21 protein-coding genes are annotated in these 17,647 nt (G+C 69.5%); 4 read left to right on the top strand and 17 right to left on the bottom strand.

The annotated features are described in order from the left end of the window. Window positions 1-163: 163 nt before the first annotated feature. Window positions 164-1,174 carry a LysR substrate-binding domain-containing protein gene (locus ACFYXB_RS03130; protein ID WP_389577128.1) on the bottom strand — a complete coding sequence of 337 codons (1,011 nt, stop codon included), beginning with the start codon at window positions 1,172-1,174 and terminating at the stop codon, window positions 164-166. 133 nt (window positions 1,175-1,307) lie between these two features. Between ACFYXB_RS03130 and ACFYXB_RS03125 the strand changes: the two genes are divergently transcribed. Next, on the top strand, window positions 1,308-1,862 hold the full coding sequence (locus tag ACFYXB_RS03125; RefSeq protein ID WP_388506420.1) for a peroxiredoxin: 555 nt from the start codon (window positions 1,308-1,310) through the stop codon (window positions 1,860-1,862). A gap of 4 nt (window positions 1,863-1,866) precedes the next feature. Continuing rightward, complete coding sequence (locus ACFYXB_RS03120) at window positions 1,867-2,400, top strand: alkyl hydroperoxide reductase (protein ID WP_389577444.1); 534 nt, start codon at window positions 1,867-1,869, stop codon at window positions 2,398-2,400. 22 nt (window positions 2,401-2,422) lie between these two features. On the opposite strand, the gene ACFYXB_RS03115 is transcribed toward ACFYXB_RS03120, so the two are convergent. The 5 genes from ACFYXB_RS03115 to ACFYXB_RS03095 all read right to left on the bottom strand — a co-directional run bounded on the left by ACFYXB_RS03115 (window position 2,423) and on the right by ACFYXB_RS03095 (window position 8,904). After that, the gene (locus tag ACFYXB_RS03115; RefSeq protein ID WP_389577126.1) at window positions 2,423-3,805 is read right to left on the bottom strand and encodes an AI-2E family transporter; all 1,383 of its coding nucleotides are present in this window, start codon (window positions 3,803-3,805) and stop codon (window positions 2,423-2,425) included. A gap of 145 nt (window positions 3,806-3,950) precedes the next feature. Beyond that, window positions 3,951-4,667 (bottom strand): transglycosylase SLT domain-containing protein, encoded by a 717-nt coding sequence (locus tag ACFYXB_RS03110; protein WP_389577124.1) that lies wholly within the window; start codon window positions 4,665-4,667, stop codon window positions 3,951-3,953. A 400-nt stretch (window positions 4,668-5,067) separates the two neighbouring features. Further along, complete coding sequence (locus ACFYXB_RS03105) at window positions 5,068-6,393, bottom strand: PhoH family protein (protein ID WP_389577122.1); 1,326 nt, start codon at window positions 6,391-6,393, stop codon at window positions 5,068-5,070. A 369-nt stretch (window positions 6,394-6,762) separates the two neighbouring features. Further along, complete coding sequence (locus ACFYXB_RS03100) at window positions 6,763-7,536, bottom strand: isoprenyl transferase (protein WP_389577120.1); 774 nt, start codon at window positions 7,534-7,536, stop codon at window positions 6,763-6,765. A gap of 552 nt (window positions 7,537-8,088) precedes the next feature. Then, window positions 8,089-8,904, bottom strand: a complete 816-nt coding sequence (locus tag ACFYXB_RS03095; RefSeq protein WP_389577118.1) for a class I SAM-dependent methyltransferase — start codon at window positions 8,902-8,904, stop codon at window positions 8,089-8,091. Window positions 8,905-8,956: 52 nt separating this feature from the next. On the opposite strand from ACFYXB_RS03095, the gene ACFYXB_RS03090 reads away from it, so the two are divergent. Then, window positions 8,957-9,460 carry a DinB family protein gene (locus ACFYXB_RS03090; RefSeq protein WP_389577116.1) on the top strand — a complete coding sequence of 168 codons (504 nt, stop codon included), beginning with the start codon at window positions 8,957-8,959 and terminating at the stop codon, window positions 9,458-9,460. Between the two features lie 3 nt (window positions 9,461-9,463). On the opposite strand, the gene ACFYXB_RS03085 is transcribed toward ACFYXB_RS03090, so the two are convergent. Both ACFYXB_RS03085 and ACFYXB_RS03080 read right to left on the bottom strand, forming a co-directional pair. Further along, window positions 9,464-9,976, bottom strand: coding sequence for a GNAT family N-acetyltransferase (locus tag ACFYXB_RS03085; RefSeq protein ID WP_389577114.1), 513 nt, complete (start codon window positions 9,974-9,976; stop codon window positions 9,464-9,466). Window positions 9,977-10,039: 63 nt separating this feature from the next. After that, window positions 10,040-10,912: an LLM class flavin-dependent oxidoreductase gene (locus ACFYXB_RS03080; RefSeq protein WP_389577112.1), complete on the bottom strand. Its 873-nt coding sequence runs from the start codon at window positions 10,910-10,912 to the stop codon at window positions 10,040-10,042. A 56-nt stretch (window positions 10,913-10,968) separates the two neighbouring features. On the opposite strand from ACFYXB_RS03080, the gene ACFYXB_RS03075 reads away from it, so the two are divergent. Then, window positions 10,969-11,334, top strand: a complete 366-nt coding sequence (locus ACFYXB_RS03075; RefSeq protein WP_389577110.1) for a DUF192 domain-containing protein — start codon at window positions 10,969-10,971, stop codon at window positions 11,332-11,334. A 16-nt stretch (window positions 11,335-11,350) separates the two neighbouring features. On the opposite strand, the gene ACFYXB_RS03070 is transcribed toward ACFYXB_RS03075, so the two are convergent. The 9 genes from ACFYXB_RS03070 to ACFYXB_RS03030 form a co-directional block, all read right to left on the bottom strand. After that, window positions 11,351-11,983 carry an OmpA family protein gene (locus ACFYXB_RS03070; RefSeq protein ID WP_389577108.1) on the bottom strand — a complete coding sequence of 211 codons (633 nt, stop codon included), beginning with the start codon at window positions 11,981-11,983 and terminating at the stop codon, window positions 11,351-11,353. 7 nt (window positions 11,984-11,990) lie between these two features. Further along, the gene (locus ACFYXB_RS03065) at window positions 11,991-12,572 is read right to left on the bottom strand and encodes a hypothetical protein (RefSeq protein WP_389577442.1); all 582 of its coding nucleotides are present in this window, start codon (window positions 12,570-12,572) and stop codon (window positions 11,991-11,993) included. A gap of 34 nt (window positions 12,573-12,606) precedes the next feature. After that, window positions 12,607-13,206: a pilus assembly protein TadG-related protein gene (locus tag ACFYXB_RS03060; protein WP_389577440.1), complete on the bottom strand. Its 600-nt coding sequence runs from the start codon at window positions 13,204-13,206 to the stop codon at window positions 12,607-12,609. Next, the gene (locus tag ACFYXB_RS03055) at window positions 13,203-13,400 is read right to left on the bottom strand and encodes a Flp family type IVb pilin (protein WP_389577106.1); all 198 of its coding nucleotides are present in this window, start codon (window positions 13,398-13,400) and stop codon (window positions 13,203-13,205) included. The genes ACFYXB_RS03060 and ACFYXB_RS03055 overlap by 4 nt, the downstream gene beginning before the upstream one ends. Before the next feature lie 288 nt (window positions 13,401-13,688). After that, complete coding sequence (locus ACFYXB_RS03050) at window positions 13,689-14,576, bottom strand: DUF5936 domain-containing protein (protein ID WP_389577104.1); 888 nt, start codon at window positions 14,574-14,576, stop codon at window positions 13,689-13,691. A 19-nt stretch (window positions 14,577-14,595) separates the two neighbouring features. Beyond that, on the bottom strand, window positions 14,596-15,540 hold the full coding sequence (locus ACFYXB_RS03045; protein WP_389577102.1) for a type II secretion system F family protein: 945 nt from the start codon (window positions 15,538-15,540) through the stop codon (window positions 14,596-14,598). Between the two features lie 13 nt (window positions 15,541-15,553). Beyond that, window positions 15,554-16,891: a CpaF family protein gene (locus ACFYXB_RS03040; protein ID WP_389577100.1), complete on the bottom strand. Its 1,338-nt coding sequence runs from the start codon at window positions 16,889-16,891 to the stop codon at window positions 15,554-15,556. 18 nt (window positions 16,892-16,909) lie between these two features. After that, complete coding sequence (locus ACFYXB_RS03035) at window positions 16,910-17,266, bottom strand: TadE/TadG family type IV pilus assembly protein (protein WP_351344268.1); 357 nt, start codon at window positions 17,264-17,266, stop codon at window positions 16,910-16,912. A 1-nt stretch (window position 17,267) separates the two neighbouring features. Beyond that, window positions 17,268-17,645, bottom strand: a complete 378-nt coding sequence (locus ACFYXB_RS03030) for a TadE family protein (protein WP_351344271.1) — start codon at window positions 17,643-17,645, stop codon at window positions 17,268-17,270. Between the last annotated feature and the right edge of the window lie 2 nt (window positions 17,646-17,647).

Raw genomic sequence — 17,647 nt, 5'->3', positions numbered from 1 at the left:
CATCCCGCACGCGGTCAGCGAGCGGGCGAGCCGGCCGTGGGGGCATATTTCAGCCGGGTATTTCCCACCTGCCCCGAGCTGACCGAAGTTGGACATTAGGGCCCTTCAAGTCGCTTTGTTCGACACGCATTCGATCGATTGCAGACGTGTTTGAACGCCTCGCTCAGGCGTCCGGACCGAGGACCCGAACCGGCAACGGACGCAGCGCCTCGCGCAGGGCGGCGGCGAGTTCCCGGTACTCGGCGCCGCGCGCCGCGCCGGTCCGCATGACGAGGGCGATACGGCGGCTCGGCGCGGGGTCGGCGAAGTACCCCGTGAGGAGCTGGTTGCTGCGGGTCGTCTCGACCTTGACGGCGGTGCGGGGAAGCAGGGTGCAGCCGAGCCCGCCGGCGACGAGCTGGACCAGCGTCGATAGCCCCGCGGCCGTGGTCGTCACCGGGGCGCCCTCCCGTCTCCCGCCACCACCCTCAACCGAGGGGCTTCGCCCCGCTCCCTTGATTGCCCTCCCCGCCTCCCGGCAGATGTCGAGAGCTTGGTCGCGCAGGCAGTGCCCCTCGTCGAGGAGCAGCAGATTGAGCTCCCTCAGTGCCGGGCGCGGGATGCCCTCGCGGCCGCCGAGCCAGTGGTCGAGCGGGGTGACGAGCACGAAGTCCTCGTCGAAGAGGGGGAGTTCGACGACGCCGGGGATGCCGAGGGGGACGGCGAGCAGCAGCAGGTCGAGCCGCCCGCCGGTCAGCCCGTCCAGCAGGCTTGCGGTCTGCTCCTCGTGCACCTGGAGATCGAGGTCCGGGTACTGGTCGTGGGTGAGGCGCAGCACCGTCGGCAGCAGATACGGCGCGACGGTCGGAATCACCCCGAGCCGGAGCGCCCCGGTGAACGGCGCCCGCACGGCCTCGGCCTCCTCGAGGAGCGCGCCGACCTCCGCCAGCACCGCCTTGGCCCGTACGGCGAGACGCTCACCGGCGGGCGAGAGCAGCACCTTGCGGGTCGTACGCTCGAGGAGGGTGACGCCCAGGGTCTCCTCCAGGGCCGAGACGGCACCGGACAGGGCGGGCTGGCTCATCCCGATGGCGGCCGCCGCGTCCCGGAAGTGCAGATGTTCCGCCACGGCGGCGAAGGCGCGCAGCTGGGCGAGACTCGGCTGTCTCGTCCTGCCGCCATTACCCCTGGTCACCAATAGCCTCCTCCGATCAACCCGACCGAGTGTAGCTATTTCACTGATCAATGCACCTTGTGCCACCATCGACGCCGTCCAACCCATGGGGAACGCCCGCGATCCGGGCGTTTCCTCGCTGCAAGGAGAGCGCGTGCTCACTGTCGGTGACAAGTTCCCCGAGTTCGACCTCACTGCCTGCGTCTCGCTGGAGAAGGGCAAGGAGTTCGAGAAGATCAACCACAAGACCTACGAGGGCAAGTGGAAGGTGATCTTCGCCTGGCCCAAGGACTTCACCTTCGTGTGCCCCACCGAGATCGCGGCCTTCGGCAAGCTGAACGAAGAGTTCGCCGACCGCGACGCCCAGGTCCTCGGCTTCTCCGGCGACTCCGAGTTCGTGCACCACGCCTGGCGCAAGGACCACGACGACCTGCGCGACCTGCCCTTCCCGATGATGGCCGACTCGAAGCACGAGCTCATGCGCGACCTCGGCATCGAGGACGAGGACGGCTTCGCCAAGCGCGCGGTCTTCGTCGTGGACCAGAACAACGAGATCCAGTTCTCGATGGTGACGGCCGGTTCGGTCGGCCGTAACCCCAAGGAGGTCCTGCGGGTCCTCGACGCCCTCCAGACGGACGAGCTCTGCCCGTGCAACTGGAGCAAGGGCGACGAGACCCTGGACCCGGTCGCCCTGCTGGCCGGTGAGTGACGAGATGTCCCTCGACTCCCTCAAGTCCCGGATCCCGGACTACGCCAAGGACCTGAAGCTCAACCTGGGTTCGGTCATCGGCAACTCCGACCTGCCGGCGCAGCAGCTGTGGGGCACGGTGCTGGTGACCGCCATCGCCTCGCGCTCCCCCATCGTCCTGCGCGAGCTGGGGCCGGAGGCGAAGGCGAACCTGTCGCCCGAGGCGTACACGGCCGCCAAGTCCGCCGCCGCGGTGATGGCGACGAACAACGTCTTCTACCGCACCCGGCACCTGCTGTCCGACCACGAGTACGGCACTCTGCGCGCCGGCCTGCGGATGAACGTCATCGGCAACCCCGGTGTCGAGAAGGTCGACTTCGAACTGTGGTCGTTCGCGGTGTCCGCCATCAACGGCTGCGGACAGTGCCTCGACTCGCACGAGCAGGTGCTGCGCAAGGCTGGCGTCGACCGTGAGGTGATCCAGGAGGCGTTCAAGATCGCCTCGGTGATCCAGGCGGTCGGAGTGACCCTGGACGCGGAAGCGATTCTCGCCGAATAAGCCGCGTTGTCGTGGGCCCCGTTCAGCTTTGCTGGACGGGGTCCTCGGCGTTGGCGCGGGCCTCGCCGGGGGCCGCGCCCCCAGACCCCCCTGCGGCCTGAACAGCCTCGTCCTCATGCGCCGGACGGGCTGTTGATTCACCGGCATTGGGCAGTGACAGTCCCAGCGAGTACGCCCGCAGATAGCCCACCACCGTGTTCGTCACCGCCACCAGCGGTACCGTCACCACCGCGCCGCCGATGCCGGCCACCATGGCGCCGGCCGCCACGGACAGCACCACCGCGAGCGGATGCACACGGACGGCGCGGCCGAGGATGAACGGCTGCAGTACGTGGCCCTCGATCTGCTGCACCGCGAGCACCACCGCCAGTGTCATCACCGCGGTGAACACGCCCTGGGTCACCAGTGCGACGACCACCGCCAGCGCGCCGGAGGCGACCGCGCCCACGAGCGGGATGAACGAGAACAGGAAGATGAACACGGCCAGCGGGACGGCCATGGGGACGTCCAGGAAGTAGATGCCGAGGCCGATGAAGATGGCGTCGATCAGGGCCACCAGGACCGTGCCGCGGACGTAGGCAGTCAGGGTGCGCCAGGCGCGCGGGCCGGCGCCGGCCACGCCCGGGCGGGCCGCCGCGGGCACCAGCTTCAGCGACCACTGCCAGATGCGCTCACCGTCGTACAGCAGGAACAGCGTCGAGAAGAACACCAGCAGGATGCCGGTCAGGGCCTCGACGATGACCTGCACGCCCTCGAGACCTGTGGACGTGATCTGGTCGGCGTTGGCGCCGATCGCCTCACGGAGGTTCTTGGCGATCTGGTTGATCTGTTTGTCGGTGACGTGGAAGGGGCTCTTCAGCAGCCAGTTGCGCAGGTCGTCGATGCCGCTCTGGATCTGGGTGGAGAGCGTGTCGATGTTCTCCATGACCTGCCAGGTCACGAACCAGCCGATCAGACCCATCACGACGAAGCCGAGAATCGCCGTCAGCGTGGTGGCGGGACCGCGCGGCACGCCGTAACGCCGCAGCCACGCGACCGTCGGCTGCAGCAGCGCGGTGATCAGCAGCGCGATGACGAAGGCGAAGACAACGAGTTGTACGGCGCTGATGACCCGCATCAGGACCCATACGGTGCCGGCGAGCACCAGCAGCCGCCAGCCCGCCTCCGCGGCGACCCGTACGCCCCACGGCACGGCCTGCGCCGGGTCGGGGCGGGGACCGCTCGGCGGCGCCGGCGTCGGCACGGGGGCGGACGGCGCCGGTACGACGGCACGGTCGGCGGGGACGGGGACGGGGACCGGCTCGGTGTGTTCCTTCTCCACCTCGGCCCTGCGCTCGTCCAGCCGCTCGCTCATCTCGGTCAGTCCGGCACCGAGCCACCCGAGCCACCCTGGCACTCGTGACATGATCCGTCCTTTTCCCCCGTGTCCCCGGGTGCTCCCCACCACTCCCCCCTGGAGTCGTCCGTCCGACCGTACAGTGCAACAGCCCCTCCCCGTAGGACGGGGAGGGGCTGCGCGGGGTTGAGAGCGGAAGGAACTTCCGTGTGTCTCAGTACCAGTGGTTGGCCTGCCAGAAGGACCAGGCCTCACACGGGCTGCCGTAGCGGCTGTTCATGTAGTTGAGGCCCCACTTGATCTGCGTGGCCGGGTTGGTCTGCCAGTCGGCGCCGACGGACGACATCTTGGAGCCGGGCAGGGCCTGGAAGAGGCCGTAGGCACCGGAGGAGGCGTTGACCGCCCGGTAGTTCCAGCTGGACTCGTGGTCCACGATGTTGCTGAAGCACTGGAACTGCCCGCTCGCGACCATCTGACGCGCCATCGCCTGGATCTGCCCGACGCTGTACGAGCTCTGGACGGGAAAGCTGGAGGCACTGACGCTCTTGCTGCGGCTCGCGGCCTCCTCGGCCGCCGCGCGCTCCTTGGCAGCCTGGGCCGCCTTCTCGGCAGCCACCTTCTTGGCGACGGCCGTCTCGGCGGCAGCCTTGCGGGCCGCCTCCTCGGCGTCCTTCTTGGCGCTCGCGTCGGCCTGGATGGCCTGCGCGTCGGCCTGCTGCGTCAGGGATGCGGTCTGCACCTGGGCCTGCTGGCCCGCGGGAATGTCCGCAAGGAGCGTCGTCGCGTCGGCTGCCGTCGCTTGGGCGTCGTTGTTCTGCGCGGTGCTGCCCGAGGCAACGCCGACGACGCTTCCGACAGCGGTGACCGCGGTGGCCGAGGCCACTGCGAATCCCCGGACCGAGATCCGGCTCACACGGTTTCCTTCCAGCATCGCCCGCTTCGGTGACCCTGGCGGACGCAATCGTGCCCCTGGCGCTGGCCTCCCAACTGCGGGGTCACGGGAGGCGCGGGCCCGGTGGGCAACTCTCGCTGGGAGAGCGCCACGTGATGCTCGGGCGGCATACGACGTCAGCTATGGAGTTGGCTGTGGTGCTTCTGTGGTGCCGTACCGCTGGGGGTACAGGTGTGTCGTATGCGGGGCCTGACAGGAGTGAGACTCTGCCGTAACCGGACGCCGCGAGGCAATTCTCTGTTGCGTGTGAAAGCTCACATCCCGTTTGGCTCAGCGGTTTCATGAATGTCCCACACGCCAAGGCGCCGCCCGGCTAGGCTCTGGGCCTTTGCCGGACGGCGCCAACCAGCGAGTAACCAACCCAAGTTGAGCACTCGGGTCAGATGTGTCCGTCCTCCAGCATTTCGGTCACAAGTGCGGCGATCTGGGACCTCTCGGACCGCGTCAGGGTGACGTGGGCGAAGAGCGGATGCCCCTTCAGCTTCTCCACTACGGCGACGACACCGTCGTACCGACCGACCCGCAGATTGTCCCGCTGGGCCACGTCATGGGTCAGAACCACCCGGGAATTCGCGCCGATCCGGGACAGAACGGTCAGCAGGACGTTCCGTTCCAGCGACTGTGCCTCGTCCACGATCACGAACGCGTCGTGCAGCGAGCGGCCGCGGATGTGGGTCAGCGGCAGCACCTCGAGCATCCCGCGCGCGGTGACCTCCTCGATGACCTCGCGGCTGGTGACCGCGGACAGCGTGTCGAAGACCGCCTGCGCCCACGGGCTCATCTTCTCGGCCTCGGTGCCCGGCAGATAGCCCAGTTCCTGCCCACCGACCGCGTACAGCGGCCGGAAGACCATCACCTTCTGGTGCTGGCGGCGCTCCAGGACCGCCTCCAGGCCCGCGCACAGCGCCAGCGCCGACTTGCCGGTGCCGGCCCGGCCGCCCATCGAGACGATGCCGATGTCCGGGTCGAGGAGCAGATCGAGCGCGATGCGCTGCTCGGCACTGCGGCCCTTGATGCCGAACGCCTCCCGGTCGCCGCGCACCAGACGGACGTTGCCCTCCGCCGTCACCCGGCCCAGCGCCTTGCCCCGCTCGGACTGGATCGTCAGCCCGGTGTGGACGGGAATCTCGGACGCCTCCGGCACATACACGTGTCCGGCCTCGAAGAGGACGTCCACCTGCTCGCCGGACAGGGTCAGTTCGGACATGCCGGTCCAGCCGGAGGAGTCCGTGATGGCGAGTTCGGCCCGATACTCCTCGGCGAGGAGGCCCACGGACGACGCCTTGATCCTGAGCGGCAGGTCCTTCGACACGACGGTGACGTCGTACCCCTCGGCCTGCAGGTTGCGGGCCACCGCGAGGATGCGGGAGTCGTTGTCCCCCAGGCGGTAGCCGGTCGGCAGCACGCTGGGGTCCGAGTGGTTGAGCTCGACACGGACGGTTCCGCCGAGTTCCCCGATCGGGATGGGCGCGTCGAGGCGGCCGTGCTGCACCCGGTAGTCGTCGAGCAGACGCAGGGCCTGCCGGGCGAAGTAGCCGAGTTCGGGATGGTGCCGCTTGGCCTCCAGTTCCGTGACCACGACGATCGGGAGCACGACCTCGTGCTCGTCGAAGCGGGTCAGGGCGTTCGGGTCGGCCAGCAGGACGCTGGTGTCGAGAACATACGTGCGCCGGTCGGGCTTACGGCGCTTTGTGCTGGTCACCACGGAAGGACGTACCCCCTCGGATGAGGTCGGGGAGCGACGAGTTGGAAGCCGGGCCGGGAGGGTGAGGAGAACCAGGCCGGTCGTCGGCCGCGCTGCACGCGCGCGGGCCGAGAACCGGCCCTCCGCGGCTGCTTCCGCGCGGTGACCGCACGGTCGGGCTGGTGCAAAGGGCCTCCCGGGCGAACGGCCCCGTGCCGCCCGCTGAGATCCGACACCCGTGGTTCGGGCGTCGACCTGCTTGGCTTATGCCCTCGAACGTGCGAGGCCATGCAAATGCATGGGACGGCGCACTGATGAACTCCTTGTTACTTCCGTCTCAACCGGGTTGTACGGTGCGTTTTCCGTACGGTGTCCGCCGGGGAGCCGGCGTCAGCCGCCGTAGCGCCGGTGACGTGCGGCGTAGTCGCGCAGGGCGCGCAGGAAGTCGACCTTGCGGAAGGCCGGCCAGAAGACTTCACAGAAGTAGTACTCCGAGTGAGCGGTCTGCCACAGCATGAATCCGGACAGCCTCTGCTCGCCGCTGGTGCGGATCACGAGGTCGGGGTCGGGCTGGGCGCCGGTGTAGAGGTGGCGGCCGATCATGTCGATGTCGACGGCCTCGGCGAGGTCCTCCATGGATACGCCCTTGTCGCGGGCGTCCAGGATCATCGAGCGCACGGCGTCGGCGATCTCCTGCCGGCCGCCGTAGCCGATGGCGACGTTGACCAGTATCCCGTCGACGCCCGCGGTGGCCTCCTCGGCCTCCTTCAGCGCGGTCTGCATCGGGGAGGGCAGCAGGTCCGGGGTGCCTACGTGGTGCACGCGCCAGCGGCCGTCGGCGGCGAGGGTGTGCACGACGTCCTCGATGATGCCGAGGAGCGGTACGAGCTCCTCCTGGGCGCGGTCGAAGTTGTCCGTGGACAGCAGCCACAGGGTGACGACCTCGACGTCCGTCTCGCTGCACCAGCCGAGGAACTCCTCGATCTTCTCGGCACCGGCCCGGTGCCCGTGAACGGTGCTGGAGCCCGCGGCCTTCGCCCAACGGCGGTTGCCGTCCATGATGACGCCGATGTGCTTGGGCACCTGAGCGTGGTCCAGGTGGCCTTCCACCCGGCGTGCGTACAGCCTGACCAGAAGGCCGCGCAGCTTGTCGCGCAGGTTCACGAGATTGTCAGCCCCTCCATGCGGTGGCGGTCCCCCATGGGCGGAAGGTTACCCGTCCCGTGCGCGACCGCGGGCTGTGAGGGGCCCGCCGTGCACAAAAAACGGGCCGGTCCGTGGGGGGGAGACGGACCGGCCCGAGGGGGGGTTTCCACCATAACCCTTCGTAAGTGATGCTGCGCGCATCGGCGGGCAACAACTACTCTCCGGAGTCACCCGGCGACGCCCCAGTGGGCATCTTGACCGTTGTTCAGGGGGTGAGTGTGACGGATTCGCAGTGGATTCCCAGGGAAATGGACCACATGGGGAGGGAATGGGAGGGTCTACGGGGGCTCGATGCCCCTTCGGCGTGTCGGTCCGCCGCCCCCCTGAAGGGCTAACCACGGCGCGAACGGCGGCTTGACGGTCGCCTCGGTGCATCACGGCACCGCACAGCCCCCTCCACCGCGCGGTGCCACCCGCGCAGCTTTGCTCACGCGAATTACCTTGGTCTGAACTTACGTGAGGCGTCGTCCGGATGCGAGCCGTTCGCGATAACAATGTGGAAACCCCGTGTCAGTCCCGGGGCTTACGTGCGTCGAAGAGGTGCCGGGTGCTGTGGGCGACGAAGGGACCCTCGGCCTCGATCCGCTCGTGCAGGGCGCGCAGTCGGGGCTCGTACTCCTCGACGGTGAAACCGGGGACCATCCAGATCACCTTGCGCAGGAAGTGGACGACGGCGGCGATGTCGTGGAACTCCATGCGCAGCCGCTCCGCCCGCAGCTCGGCGATCTCCAGCCCGGCCGCCTCCGCGTCGGCGCGCTCGCGGTCGGGGTGACGGACGCCTCGCGCCGCCCCCGGTTGAGGCCCGAGGAAGTACTCGACGAGTTCGACGACGCTGCCGGGTCCCACGTGCTGGGCGAAGTAGGTGCCGCCGGGCCGCAGCACGCGGGCGAGCTCGGTCCAGTGCGGCTGGACGGGGTGGCGGCTGAGGACCAGGTCGAAGGTGTCGTCGGCGAAGGGCAGCGGTGCGTCGTCCGGCGCGGCGACGACCGTGACGCCGCGGGGCCGCAGCAGGGCGCTGGCCTTGATCACGTTCGGCGGCCAGCCCTCGGTCGCGGCGAGCAGCACGGGGCGGGCGGGGGCCGCCGTACGAAGCGCGAAGTCGAGGACTTCGCCGCCGCCGGTCTGGACGTCCAGCGCGGCCGTGGCGCGGGCCAGGCGGCCGGCCGCCGAGCCGGCGTACCCCCAGGAGGGCCGTGCCTCGGTGGCCCGGCCCTCGAACCAGGAGAAGTCCCAGCCCTCGGTGGGCACGGCGGCGCCCTCGGCGACGAGTCGCTCGAAGGTGCGGTCGGCTTCGGAATCGGGGGCGGGGTTGGGGTTGGGGTCCATGGGCCCGATCATGGCAGGGCGTTGTCGGTGGGCGCTGCTAGTTTTCCGCGCCATGACGGCTTACACGGCAAGTGAGAAGGAAACGCTGCACGCGAGTCTCGACCGGCACCGCGATGCCGTGCTGTGGAAACTCGAAGGGCTGGACGACGAGCAGTTGAGGCGGCCGATGACGCCGTCCGGGACGAATCTGCTGGGCCTGGTCAAGCATCTGGGGTCGGTGGAGTACGGCTGGTTCGTGGGCTCGTTCGGCGGCGAGGTCGAGCCCCTGTGGTTCGACCCCTACAAGGGCGAGGACATGAGCGTCGGCCCCGATGAGACGACGGAACAGATCGTCTCCTTCTACGGCCGTGCGCGCGCCGCCGCCGACCGCACGATCACCGGCCACCCCCTGGACGCCCTGGGCCGCCCGGACTGGCGCGACACGTCCGTCTCCCTGCGCTGGGTCCTGGTCCACATGCTCGAGGAAACCGCCCGGCACGCCGGCCACATGGACATCGTGCGCGAACTGATCGACGGCGTGATGGGAGACCGCCCGCCGGTCACACGGACGGCCTGACGGTCACGCTGGCGGCGTGACGGCGGACCGCAGCACGAGCACCACGTACTCGTCGTCGCCGTCCCGCTCTCTGCCCTCCTCCTCGAAGCCGTGTCTCTTCAGGACACGGACGGAGGCCGTGTTGCCACTGAAGGGGTCGGCGTACAGGGGGCGGGTGGACTCCCGTAGGAGGAAGAGGGCCAGGGCCCGGGTGCCGATGCCGCGCGCCCAGTACGGACGGCCCAGCCAGTAGCCCAGGAACCGGCGCTCGCCCGCCCACCACGAGCCGATGTTCCCGGCGGTCTCGCCGTCCACGGTGACCGTCTGCACCAGACAGCCGGGATCCCCGAGGATCCTCTCCCGCCAGTGCGTAAGGAAGGCGTCCCGCGGCCGGGGCGTGAACCTCGACCGCCGGAGGGCCTCCGGATCGTGCTCGTAGGCGAGGAAGACCTCGAGGTCGGCGTCGATGACATCGCGCAGGGCGACGATCTCGCCGGCTTCCGCGCCGGATGCGTGTGCTCCGTTCGTCTCCGTCATGGTGAGGAGTCTGGCAGGGGGTACTGACAGTGGCCCCTGACCTGCGGATGCCCTGTGGCCGGTCTACGGCACCAGGGGCCGGACCTCCTCGGCCACGAACCGCACGAACCCCTCGGGGTCGGGCTCGTCCGCCGTCGGCTGGAGGATCACGGTGTCGGCTCCGGCCTCCGCGAGGCGCTGCACGGCCTTGGCGACGGCTCCCGCGTCCCCGGCGGCACCGAGATCCGGGACGGACTCAAGCCCCTCGGCGGCGAGTTCGGTACGCAGGCGCGGCGCGGCGTCGGCGCCGGTGACGGCGAGCAGGTAGACGACGACCTCGTGCGGGCCGCTCCGCCCGGCGGCCTCCCGGCCCTCGTCGATGAGCCGCCGCGCCCTGCGGACGCCGTCCGGCGGCGTGGCCGCGGTGAGGATCGTGCCGTCGGCGGCCTCGCCGGTCAGGCGCAGGGTCCGGGGGCCGGTGGCACCGGCGAACACGTCGACGGGGCCGGGCGGCGGCCAGTCCAGCGCCACGCTGTCGAGCTTGACGTACTGCCCGTCCACGGTGAGCCGCTCGCCCCTCAACAGGGCGCGCAGCGCGTCGAGATGCTCCCGCAGCAGCGTCAACGGGGACTCGGCGCGGGCACCGACCTGTCCCATCCAGTCCTGTACCCCGTGCCCGACCCCGAGGATCGCCCGCCCCGGGAACAGCCGGTGCAGCGTGGCGGCCTCCATCGCGGTGACGGCGACGTTCCGCAACGGCACCGGCAGCAGCCCGACACCGATCCGCACCCGCTCGGTCCAGGCGAGCGCGGCCGCGGCGGCGGAGATACCGCCCTCCAGGAAACAGTCCTCCCACAGCCACAGTTCCTCGAGCCCGGTGTCGTCCGCGAGCCGGGCGAGGGTCCGGAGCCGCTCAGGGGGGAGTTGGGGACGGAATACGGCGCCTAGGTGAGTCATGGGGCCTTCCTGGTAAGGGTGGGGGTGAGAGTTCCCGGTGCAGTGAGGTGAGTCGTGTGGCGCGTTGGCGGGACGGGCGGGGGACGCTGGCGGTGCGGGGGGTTGACGGTCGGACGGTGGTCGTTCCCCTGGAACTCGCGGTCTCCTATCGGGCGCGTACGAAAGGGCTGTTGGGGCGTGACCGCATCGACGGGGCCATGTTGCTCTCCCCCGCCGGTTCCGTGCACACCTTTTCCATGCGCATCCCCATCGACGTCGCCTATCTCGACCGCGCGCTGAACGTCATCGCCGTACATACGATGCGGCCGGGCCGCCTCGGGCTGCCGCGGCTGCGTTCGCGGCATGTGCTCGAGGCGGAGGCCGGGGCGATGGCGGGATGGGGTTTGGAGGTGGGGGCCCGGGTGACGGTCGAGAGGGAGTGACGGAGTGCCGGTCCCCTCAGGTCTCCGAGCGGGGGAACGAGACCTCCACCCTTCGGTTCTTCTTGCGGCCCGCCTCCGAGGAGTTGTCCGCGATCGGGTACTGCTCGCCGTAGCCCCGCACCTCGAACGTGATGTTCGCGTCGTTCAGGTCCTGGTCCAGGACGGCCTGTACGGCGTTGGCGCGTTGCTTGGACAGGACGTCGCCGTGAGCAGCGGAGCCCAGGTTGTCCGTGAAGCCGAACACCCTGATCTGCGTGGCGCCGTTCTTCTTGATCTCCTCGGCGATCGCAGCGATGCGCGCCTTGGCCTCGTCGCTCAGCTTCGCGCTGTCCTTGCCGAACAGCACCTCGGCCTGGAGCGCGAACTTCACGTCCGCGTTGGTGTCCTCACGGCGCTCGTCCCCGCTCTGGTCCTCCACGACCGACTTGATGTCCAGCACCTTGGGCTGGGCGAGGGTGGCGCCCTCGGGGAGTTTCAGGTCGGGGTCGGTGGGGTCGATCTCGACGGGTGCGGAGGGGGAGGCCTCGGTGCCCGGGGGGACGCTGGGGTTGCCGTCGTCGGCACGGGCGGAGGCGGCGCCGTGGAGGGTGGCGGCGAGGAGGAGGGCGGCGGTGGTGAGGGTCAGGGGGAGGCGGGGCGTGGTGGTCACTGGGGCCTCACCCGGAGATCTGGATCGTGGCGGGGGCGAACATCGGCAGCTGGAAGCTCACCTCTGCCGTGTCGGCGGGAGGCGCCGGGAACTGCATGAAGACCGGGATCGATTCCCCAGGCTTCATCGCCGGCATGCCGGTTGTCGTCAGCGGGCGGCCGTCCGTGTCGCGCAACACGTAATAACGCTTCTTGCCTTTGGAGTCCACCAGGGTGGCTCCGCCGAGCGACCTGCCATTGCGGATGATCTCCGTCTCGTTACCGCTCAACTGGGCAGGCACGTTGGCCGTCTGGCTCCCGTCGTTCTTCAAGGTGCCGTTCACGGTGACGAAGCCGCCGGAATCACGCTGAGCAGAGGTGATCTGGAGCGTCAGGCCATCGGGCCCGCGCAACTCGGCGAGCGGCTCCCCCGACTGCCCTTCCTGAGCGGTCGGTTGTGATCCACCGCCCTTGGAGGCAGAGGCGGTGGCCTCCGGTTTCTTGTCGTCGCCACCACCGCCGCCGCAGCCGGCCACACCGAGGGCCAGCCCGGCCGCAACGGTGAACGCGACCATCCCCCTGCGGGCCTTCGCTGTGAACCGAATGCTCATCACTCTGCTTCCTTCATCACTCGTGGTGCGCGTGTCAGTCGGCCAGGTGGACGTCGAAGAGATCCTTGGGCTGCGGGAGTTCATCGAGATTGTCCGGATCCAGATCCCAGTTCCGGTCCTTGCAGGTGAGTTGCGGGAGTACGTCGTCGCCGGCGTCCTCACCGGGAAGCTCGAACGTGCAGAGCGGCTCGATCACAGCGGTCGCCGATGCTTTGGAGTACGTGTTCTCTGTGCCGGGAACGATGGAGTCTCCGACCGGCTTGTCGGTCCGGATGTCGACCTCGTAGCCCAACGGGCCCGTCGGCGCACACCGCACCACGTGAGCGTCGTTCCGCCCGGCAAGGGCATCGGCGCGCCAGCAGGAAGGAGTGACCGGCACCTCGCCGTCGAAGACGTCCTGCCACTTGGCCGGATCGAGTACGTCCGTCACCCACTGACCCGCGAGCTGGTCCCGGGTGTCCTGAGCCGCTGCCAGCGCTGCCGCGTCGGCCGCCGTCTGGGCGCCGTTCCGATTCGCCGCGGCCTGGCCGACCGCGAGATAGGCGAACGCGAGAAAGAGCAAGCCCGCCACCACCGTGATGTAGATGGGGAAGGCCTGCCCTGAGTCAGCGCGGTTGCGCAACCGCCATGTCAGCCACCGGTGACTTCGGTGATCTTGTCCACGATGGCGTTGTAGATGGTCTGCCCGATGTCCGTACCCGTGATCGCCAGCACGATGGCCACGACCACCGCGATGATCCCGAGGTACTCCACCGCGGTCTGTCCCCTGTCGTTGCGGACGGCGCGGGCCTGCAGATACGCGACGGTGGTGTTGAACCAGTTGCTCATGCTGTTCCCCTCCAGGTTCGCTTCCGGTCCCCCGCATTCCCATTGCATCCCACCCCCAACCACTTCACAGTGGCCTGTGTCCGGATCGCGCCGTGGAGCTTGGCGAAGGCGTGGTTGATGATCTCCGTCCCCCTTGCGCCGAGTTGGCACAGCGACCTCACCGACTCTCCCACATCGAGTTGCATTAGCGAAAGCCTTTGTGAACGAATAGGCCATGAATGATCAGGTAGTTCAGCCCGACCGTGTGCAGTTGCATCCGTTCTCACTTCTTCCCTCACCCCACCCCGCCTACTTCCCCGTGACCGCGCCGAAGTCCACCCCGGACCCCAGAATGAGCCCCGCGCCGAGCAGCAGCATCGTCGCCGGGACCATGAACGTGGTGATCATCAGCGTGGCCTTGGGCACCGCGCGGGCGGCCTTGCGGCGGGCGTTCTGGGCGTCCGTGCGGCGCATGTCCTTGGCCAGGGCGACGAGCGTGTCGACGATCGGCGCGCCCAGTTCCTCGCCCTGCTGCAGCGCCGTGACGAACATGGCGACCTGCTCGGAGTCGTTGCGGCGGCGCAGTTCCGCGAACGCCTGGCGGCGGCTCATACCGAGGTCCATCTGGCGGAGCGTGATGCGGAGTTCATCGGCCCATGGGCCCTCGTACCGCGACGCGACCCGGTCCAGTGCCTGGCGGAAGCCGAGGCCCGCGCTCACCACCACCGCCAGGACGTCCAGGAAGTCCGGCAGGGTCCGCTCGATCACGTCCTTGCGGATCCGGATCGCCGACCAGATGCCGACCTCCGTCCAGAACGCGCCGAAGGCCAGCAGGAGTACGGCCACGAACCACTGGCCGCGCAGGAGGAACACCAGGAAGCCGACGCCGCCGAGCACGCCGTACACCGCCCGGCGGGCCGCGTAGCGGTCGATGGTCAGGCCGCCGGGGTTGCCCGCGAGGTCGATCCTGCGGCGGTACTTGGCGACCTGCTTGGGGCCCATGAGGCGCAGGACGGTGGGTGCGTAGCGCATGCCCATGCGGTCGATCAGGGAGTGCGCGGCGCCGGTGCGGGTCGCGCCGATCTCGAGGGCCAGCGCGAGGTCGTCGGGGAGTTTCGCGTCCGCGCGGTACATGCGGATCCCGGCGAAGGCGCCCCAGACGCCCAGGGCCATGAGCAGTGCCAGCAGGTATGCCATGACAGTGTCGGCCCTCTCCTCAGACGTCGATTCGGCTCATGCGGCGGATGAGGACGAAGCCGACCGCGTACAGCCCGAACGCGATCACCACGCACGCCTGGCCGACCGGTGAGCCGGTCATGCGGTCCAGGGCGCCGTCCTTGACCCCGTTCATCAGGAACAGGGCGCCGACGCCGAGCACGGGGACGGCGTACGACGTCATCGTCACCTGGGACAGCTGGGTGCGGATCTCTCGCCGGGTCTCCTTGCGCTCCTCCAGGGTCTCGGTGAGGTTGCGCAGGGCGCTCACCACCTGGCCGCCGGCCCGGTTGGCCAGGATCAGGGTGGTGACCAGCACGACGAGTTCGCGGGAGGGCAGCCGGTCGGCGAGTTCGCCCAGCGCGTCGTCCATCGACTGGCCTAGGGACAACTGGTCGGCAACCTTGGCGAGTTCCTCGCCGGCCGGTGCCTCCAACTCCTCCGCCGCCATGCCGATCGCGGTGCGCAGGGCGAGGCCGGCCTGGGTGGCGTTGGCCAGGATGCGGGCGAGTTCGGGGAGTTGGCCGATGAACCGCTCGATGCGTTTCTGGCGTTGCCAGTTGAGGAACTGCCAGGCCGCCCAGACGCCGAGCAGTCCGGCGATGGGGCCGAAGAAGGGCGCGAGGGCGGCCTGGCCGATGAGCCAGAGGCCGGCGACGGCGGCGAGCATGCAGGCGAAGAACTCGCCGGGAGTGATGTCCAGGCCGGTCGAGGCGAGGCGCAACTCCAGGCTGCGGCCTAGGCGGGTGCCGCGCAGCCGGCGGTCGAGGTTGCGGAAGTGGCGCCGACGGCCGGTGACCGGGACCTGCCCGGTGTACGACAACCGTTCGACGAGTTCGGCCCGTTGGGCCCGGCCCGCGGCGTAGGTGTGCACGCCGGCGACGGCCAGGGCGCAGGTCAGCAGGGTGCCGCCGGTGGTAAGGGTGACGAGGGTGTGGAGATCCATGGGCGTGGCCTACCTACCTGGCTTCTCGGGTGGCGAGTTCGTGCGCGTGCAGGGCGACGCCGAATGCCTGGGGCAGGGGCTGGCTCGCCATGTAGAGGCGGTCGGCGGTGCGGCGCGGGAGCGGGTGGTACTCGAAGGCGCCGTGGACGCGGCCGTCGGCGGTCATGGGCTGCGCGTGGAAGCGGGCCACGGTCGCCAGCCGGTACGGCTCGCCGCCGTGGCTGTCGAGCAGGGCGATCTCGGTGATGCGACGGGCGCCGTCGGCGAAGCGGGTGAGCTGGACGATGACGTCGACTGCGCTGTTGATCTGGTCGTGCAGCGCGACGAAGGGGACGTCCACGTCGGACATGGAGGCCAGGGTCTGGAGACGGGTGAGCGCGTCCTCCGCGCTGTTGGCGTGGACCGTGGCGAGGGAGCCGTCGTGGCCGGTCGACATCGCCTGGAGCATGTCCAGGGACTCGCCGCCGCGGACCTCGCCGACCACGATGCGGTCGGGGCGCATGCGCAGGGAGTTGCGGACCAGGTCGCGGATGGTGACCTGGCCCTTGCCCTCGACGTTCGGCGGGCGGGACTCCAGGCGGACCACGTGCGACTGCTGGAGCTGGAGTTCGGCGGAGTCCTCGATGGTGATGATGCGCTCGTGCGCCGGGATCAGCCCGGAGAGGGCGTTCAGCAGGGTTGTCTTCCCCGTGCCGGTGGCGCCGGAGACGATGATGTTGAACTTCGCCTGCACCAGGCCGGCCAGCAGGTACACCATGTGCTCGTCCAGCGACCCGAAGGAGACGAGTTCCTGGAGGGTGAAGGAGCGCGGGAAGCGGCGGATCGTGAGGATGGGCCCGGTCAGCGACAGCGGCGGGATGATGACGTTGACGCGCTCGCCGGACGGGAGGCGGGCGTCGACCATCGGATTCGACTCGTCCACACGGCGGTTGACCGTGGACACGATCCGCTCGATCGTCTGCATCAGCTGGTCCTGCGAGACGAACCGGATCGGCAGTTGTTCGACACGGCCGCCGCGCTCGACGAACACGGCGTCGGGCCCGTTGACCATGATCTCGGTGACGGACGCGTCTTCGAGGAGCGGTTCGAGGATGCCGAGGCCCAGCGCCTCGTCGACCACGCGGCGGATCAGCTGCGCGCGCTCGACCGTGGACAGGACCGGTCCCTCGCGGCTGATGATGTGCCCGAGCACCCGCTCCAGCCGTGCCCGGCGCTCGGCCGTGGCGAGCGAGCTCATCTCGGCGAGGTCGATCTCCTCCAGGAGCTTGGCCCGGTAGGAAGCGACGAGATGGCCGTCCTCGCCCCGGCTGCCCTGCTCCTCGGGGGAATTGATGCGTGCCCGCAGGCTCATGTCTCGCGTGCTCCTCGGTCAGTGGTCGAGCGGCATCGTGGCGGACTTGTGGGCGTCGCCGAAGTCCCAGCCGGGGACGACCGACGGGATGTGGACGGTGGCGTCGACGGTGACCTCGTCGCCGCCGTACGCGGACGGGCAGCTGGTGCCGTCGGCGAGCCAGCCGCTGACGGCCGCCCGGCATCCGGCCTCGGCGCTCTGCTGGAGCGAGGCGGCACGTGCGCCCGCCCTGGCCGCCGTACCGGCCTGCTGGGCGGTGTAGGCGATCAGCCCGAGCTGCACCCCGGCCAGCGCCACCAGGACCAGGATCGGGATGAACCCGAGGTATTCGAGGGCGACCTGTCCGGATTCGCGGCGATCACGGTCGTACGGCATCTCAGTCCTTCGCCTCCTCGACCGCGCCCGCGTGGCCGTGCACGGTGAACGGGAAGGCGACCGTGCCGGGGAAGAGCACCGGGACCTTGAGAGTGACGTCGGCCGTCACATAGCCGCTTCCGCCGCAGGTCACCGTCGCGTCCCCCCTCCACGCCGCCGACAGGTCCTTCATCCCGGCCTGTTCGCAGGCGCCCTGCCGCTGTCCCGGCTGCGCGGCGGTGGCCGCGCGTACGGCCTCGTCCGCAGCGTTCCCCGCGAGCGTGTAGGTGTATCCCACGAGCACGCACTGCCACATCAGCACCAGCGTGACCAGGATCAGCGGGGTCATGCCGAGGAACTCGATGCTGACCTGGCCCTCGTCTCCGTCCGGCCGTGTCATCC

This window comes from Streptomyces sp. NPDC002619 (assembly GCF_042889305.1).
Taxonomy (GTDB): Bacteria; Actinomycetota; Actinomycetes; order Streptomycetales; family Streptomycetaceae; genus Streptomyces.
Note: the sequence above shows the minus strand (reverse complement) of the source record. Positions and strands in the feature narration are given on the sequence as shown.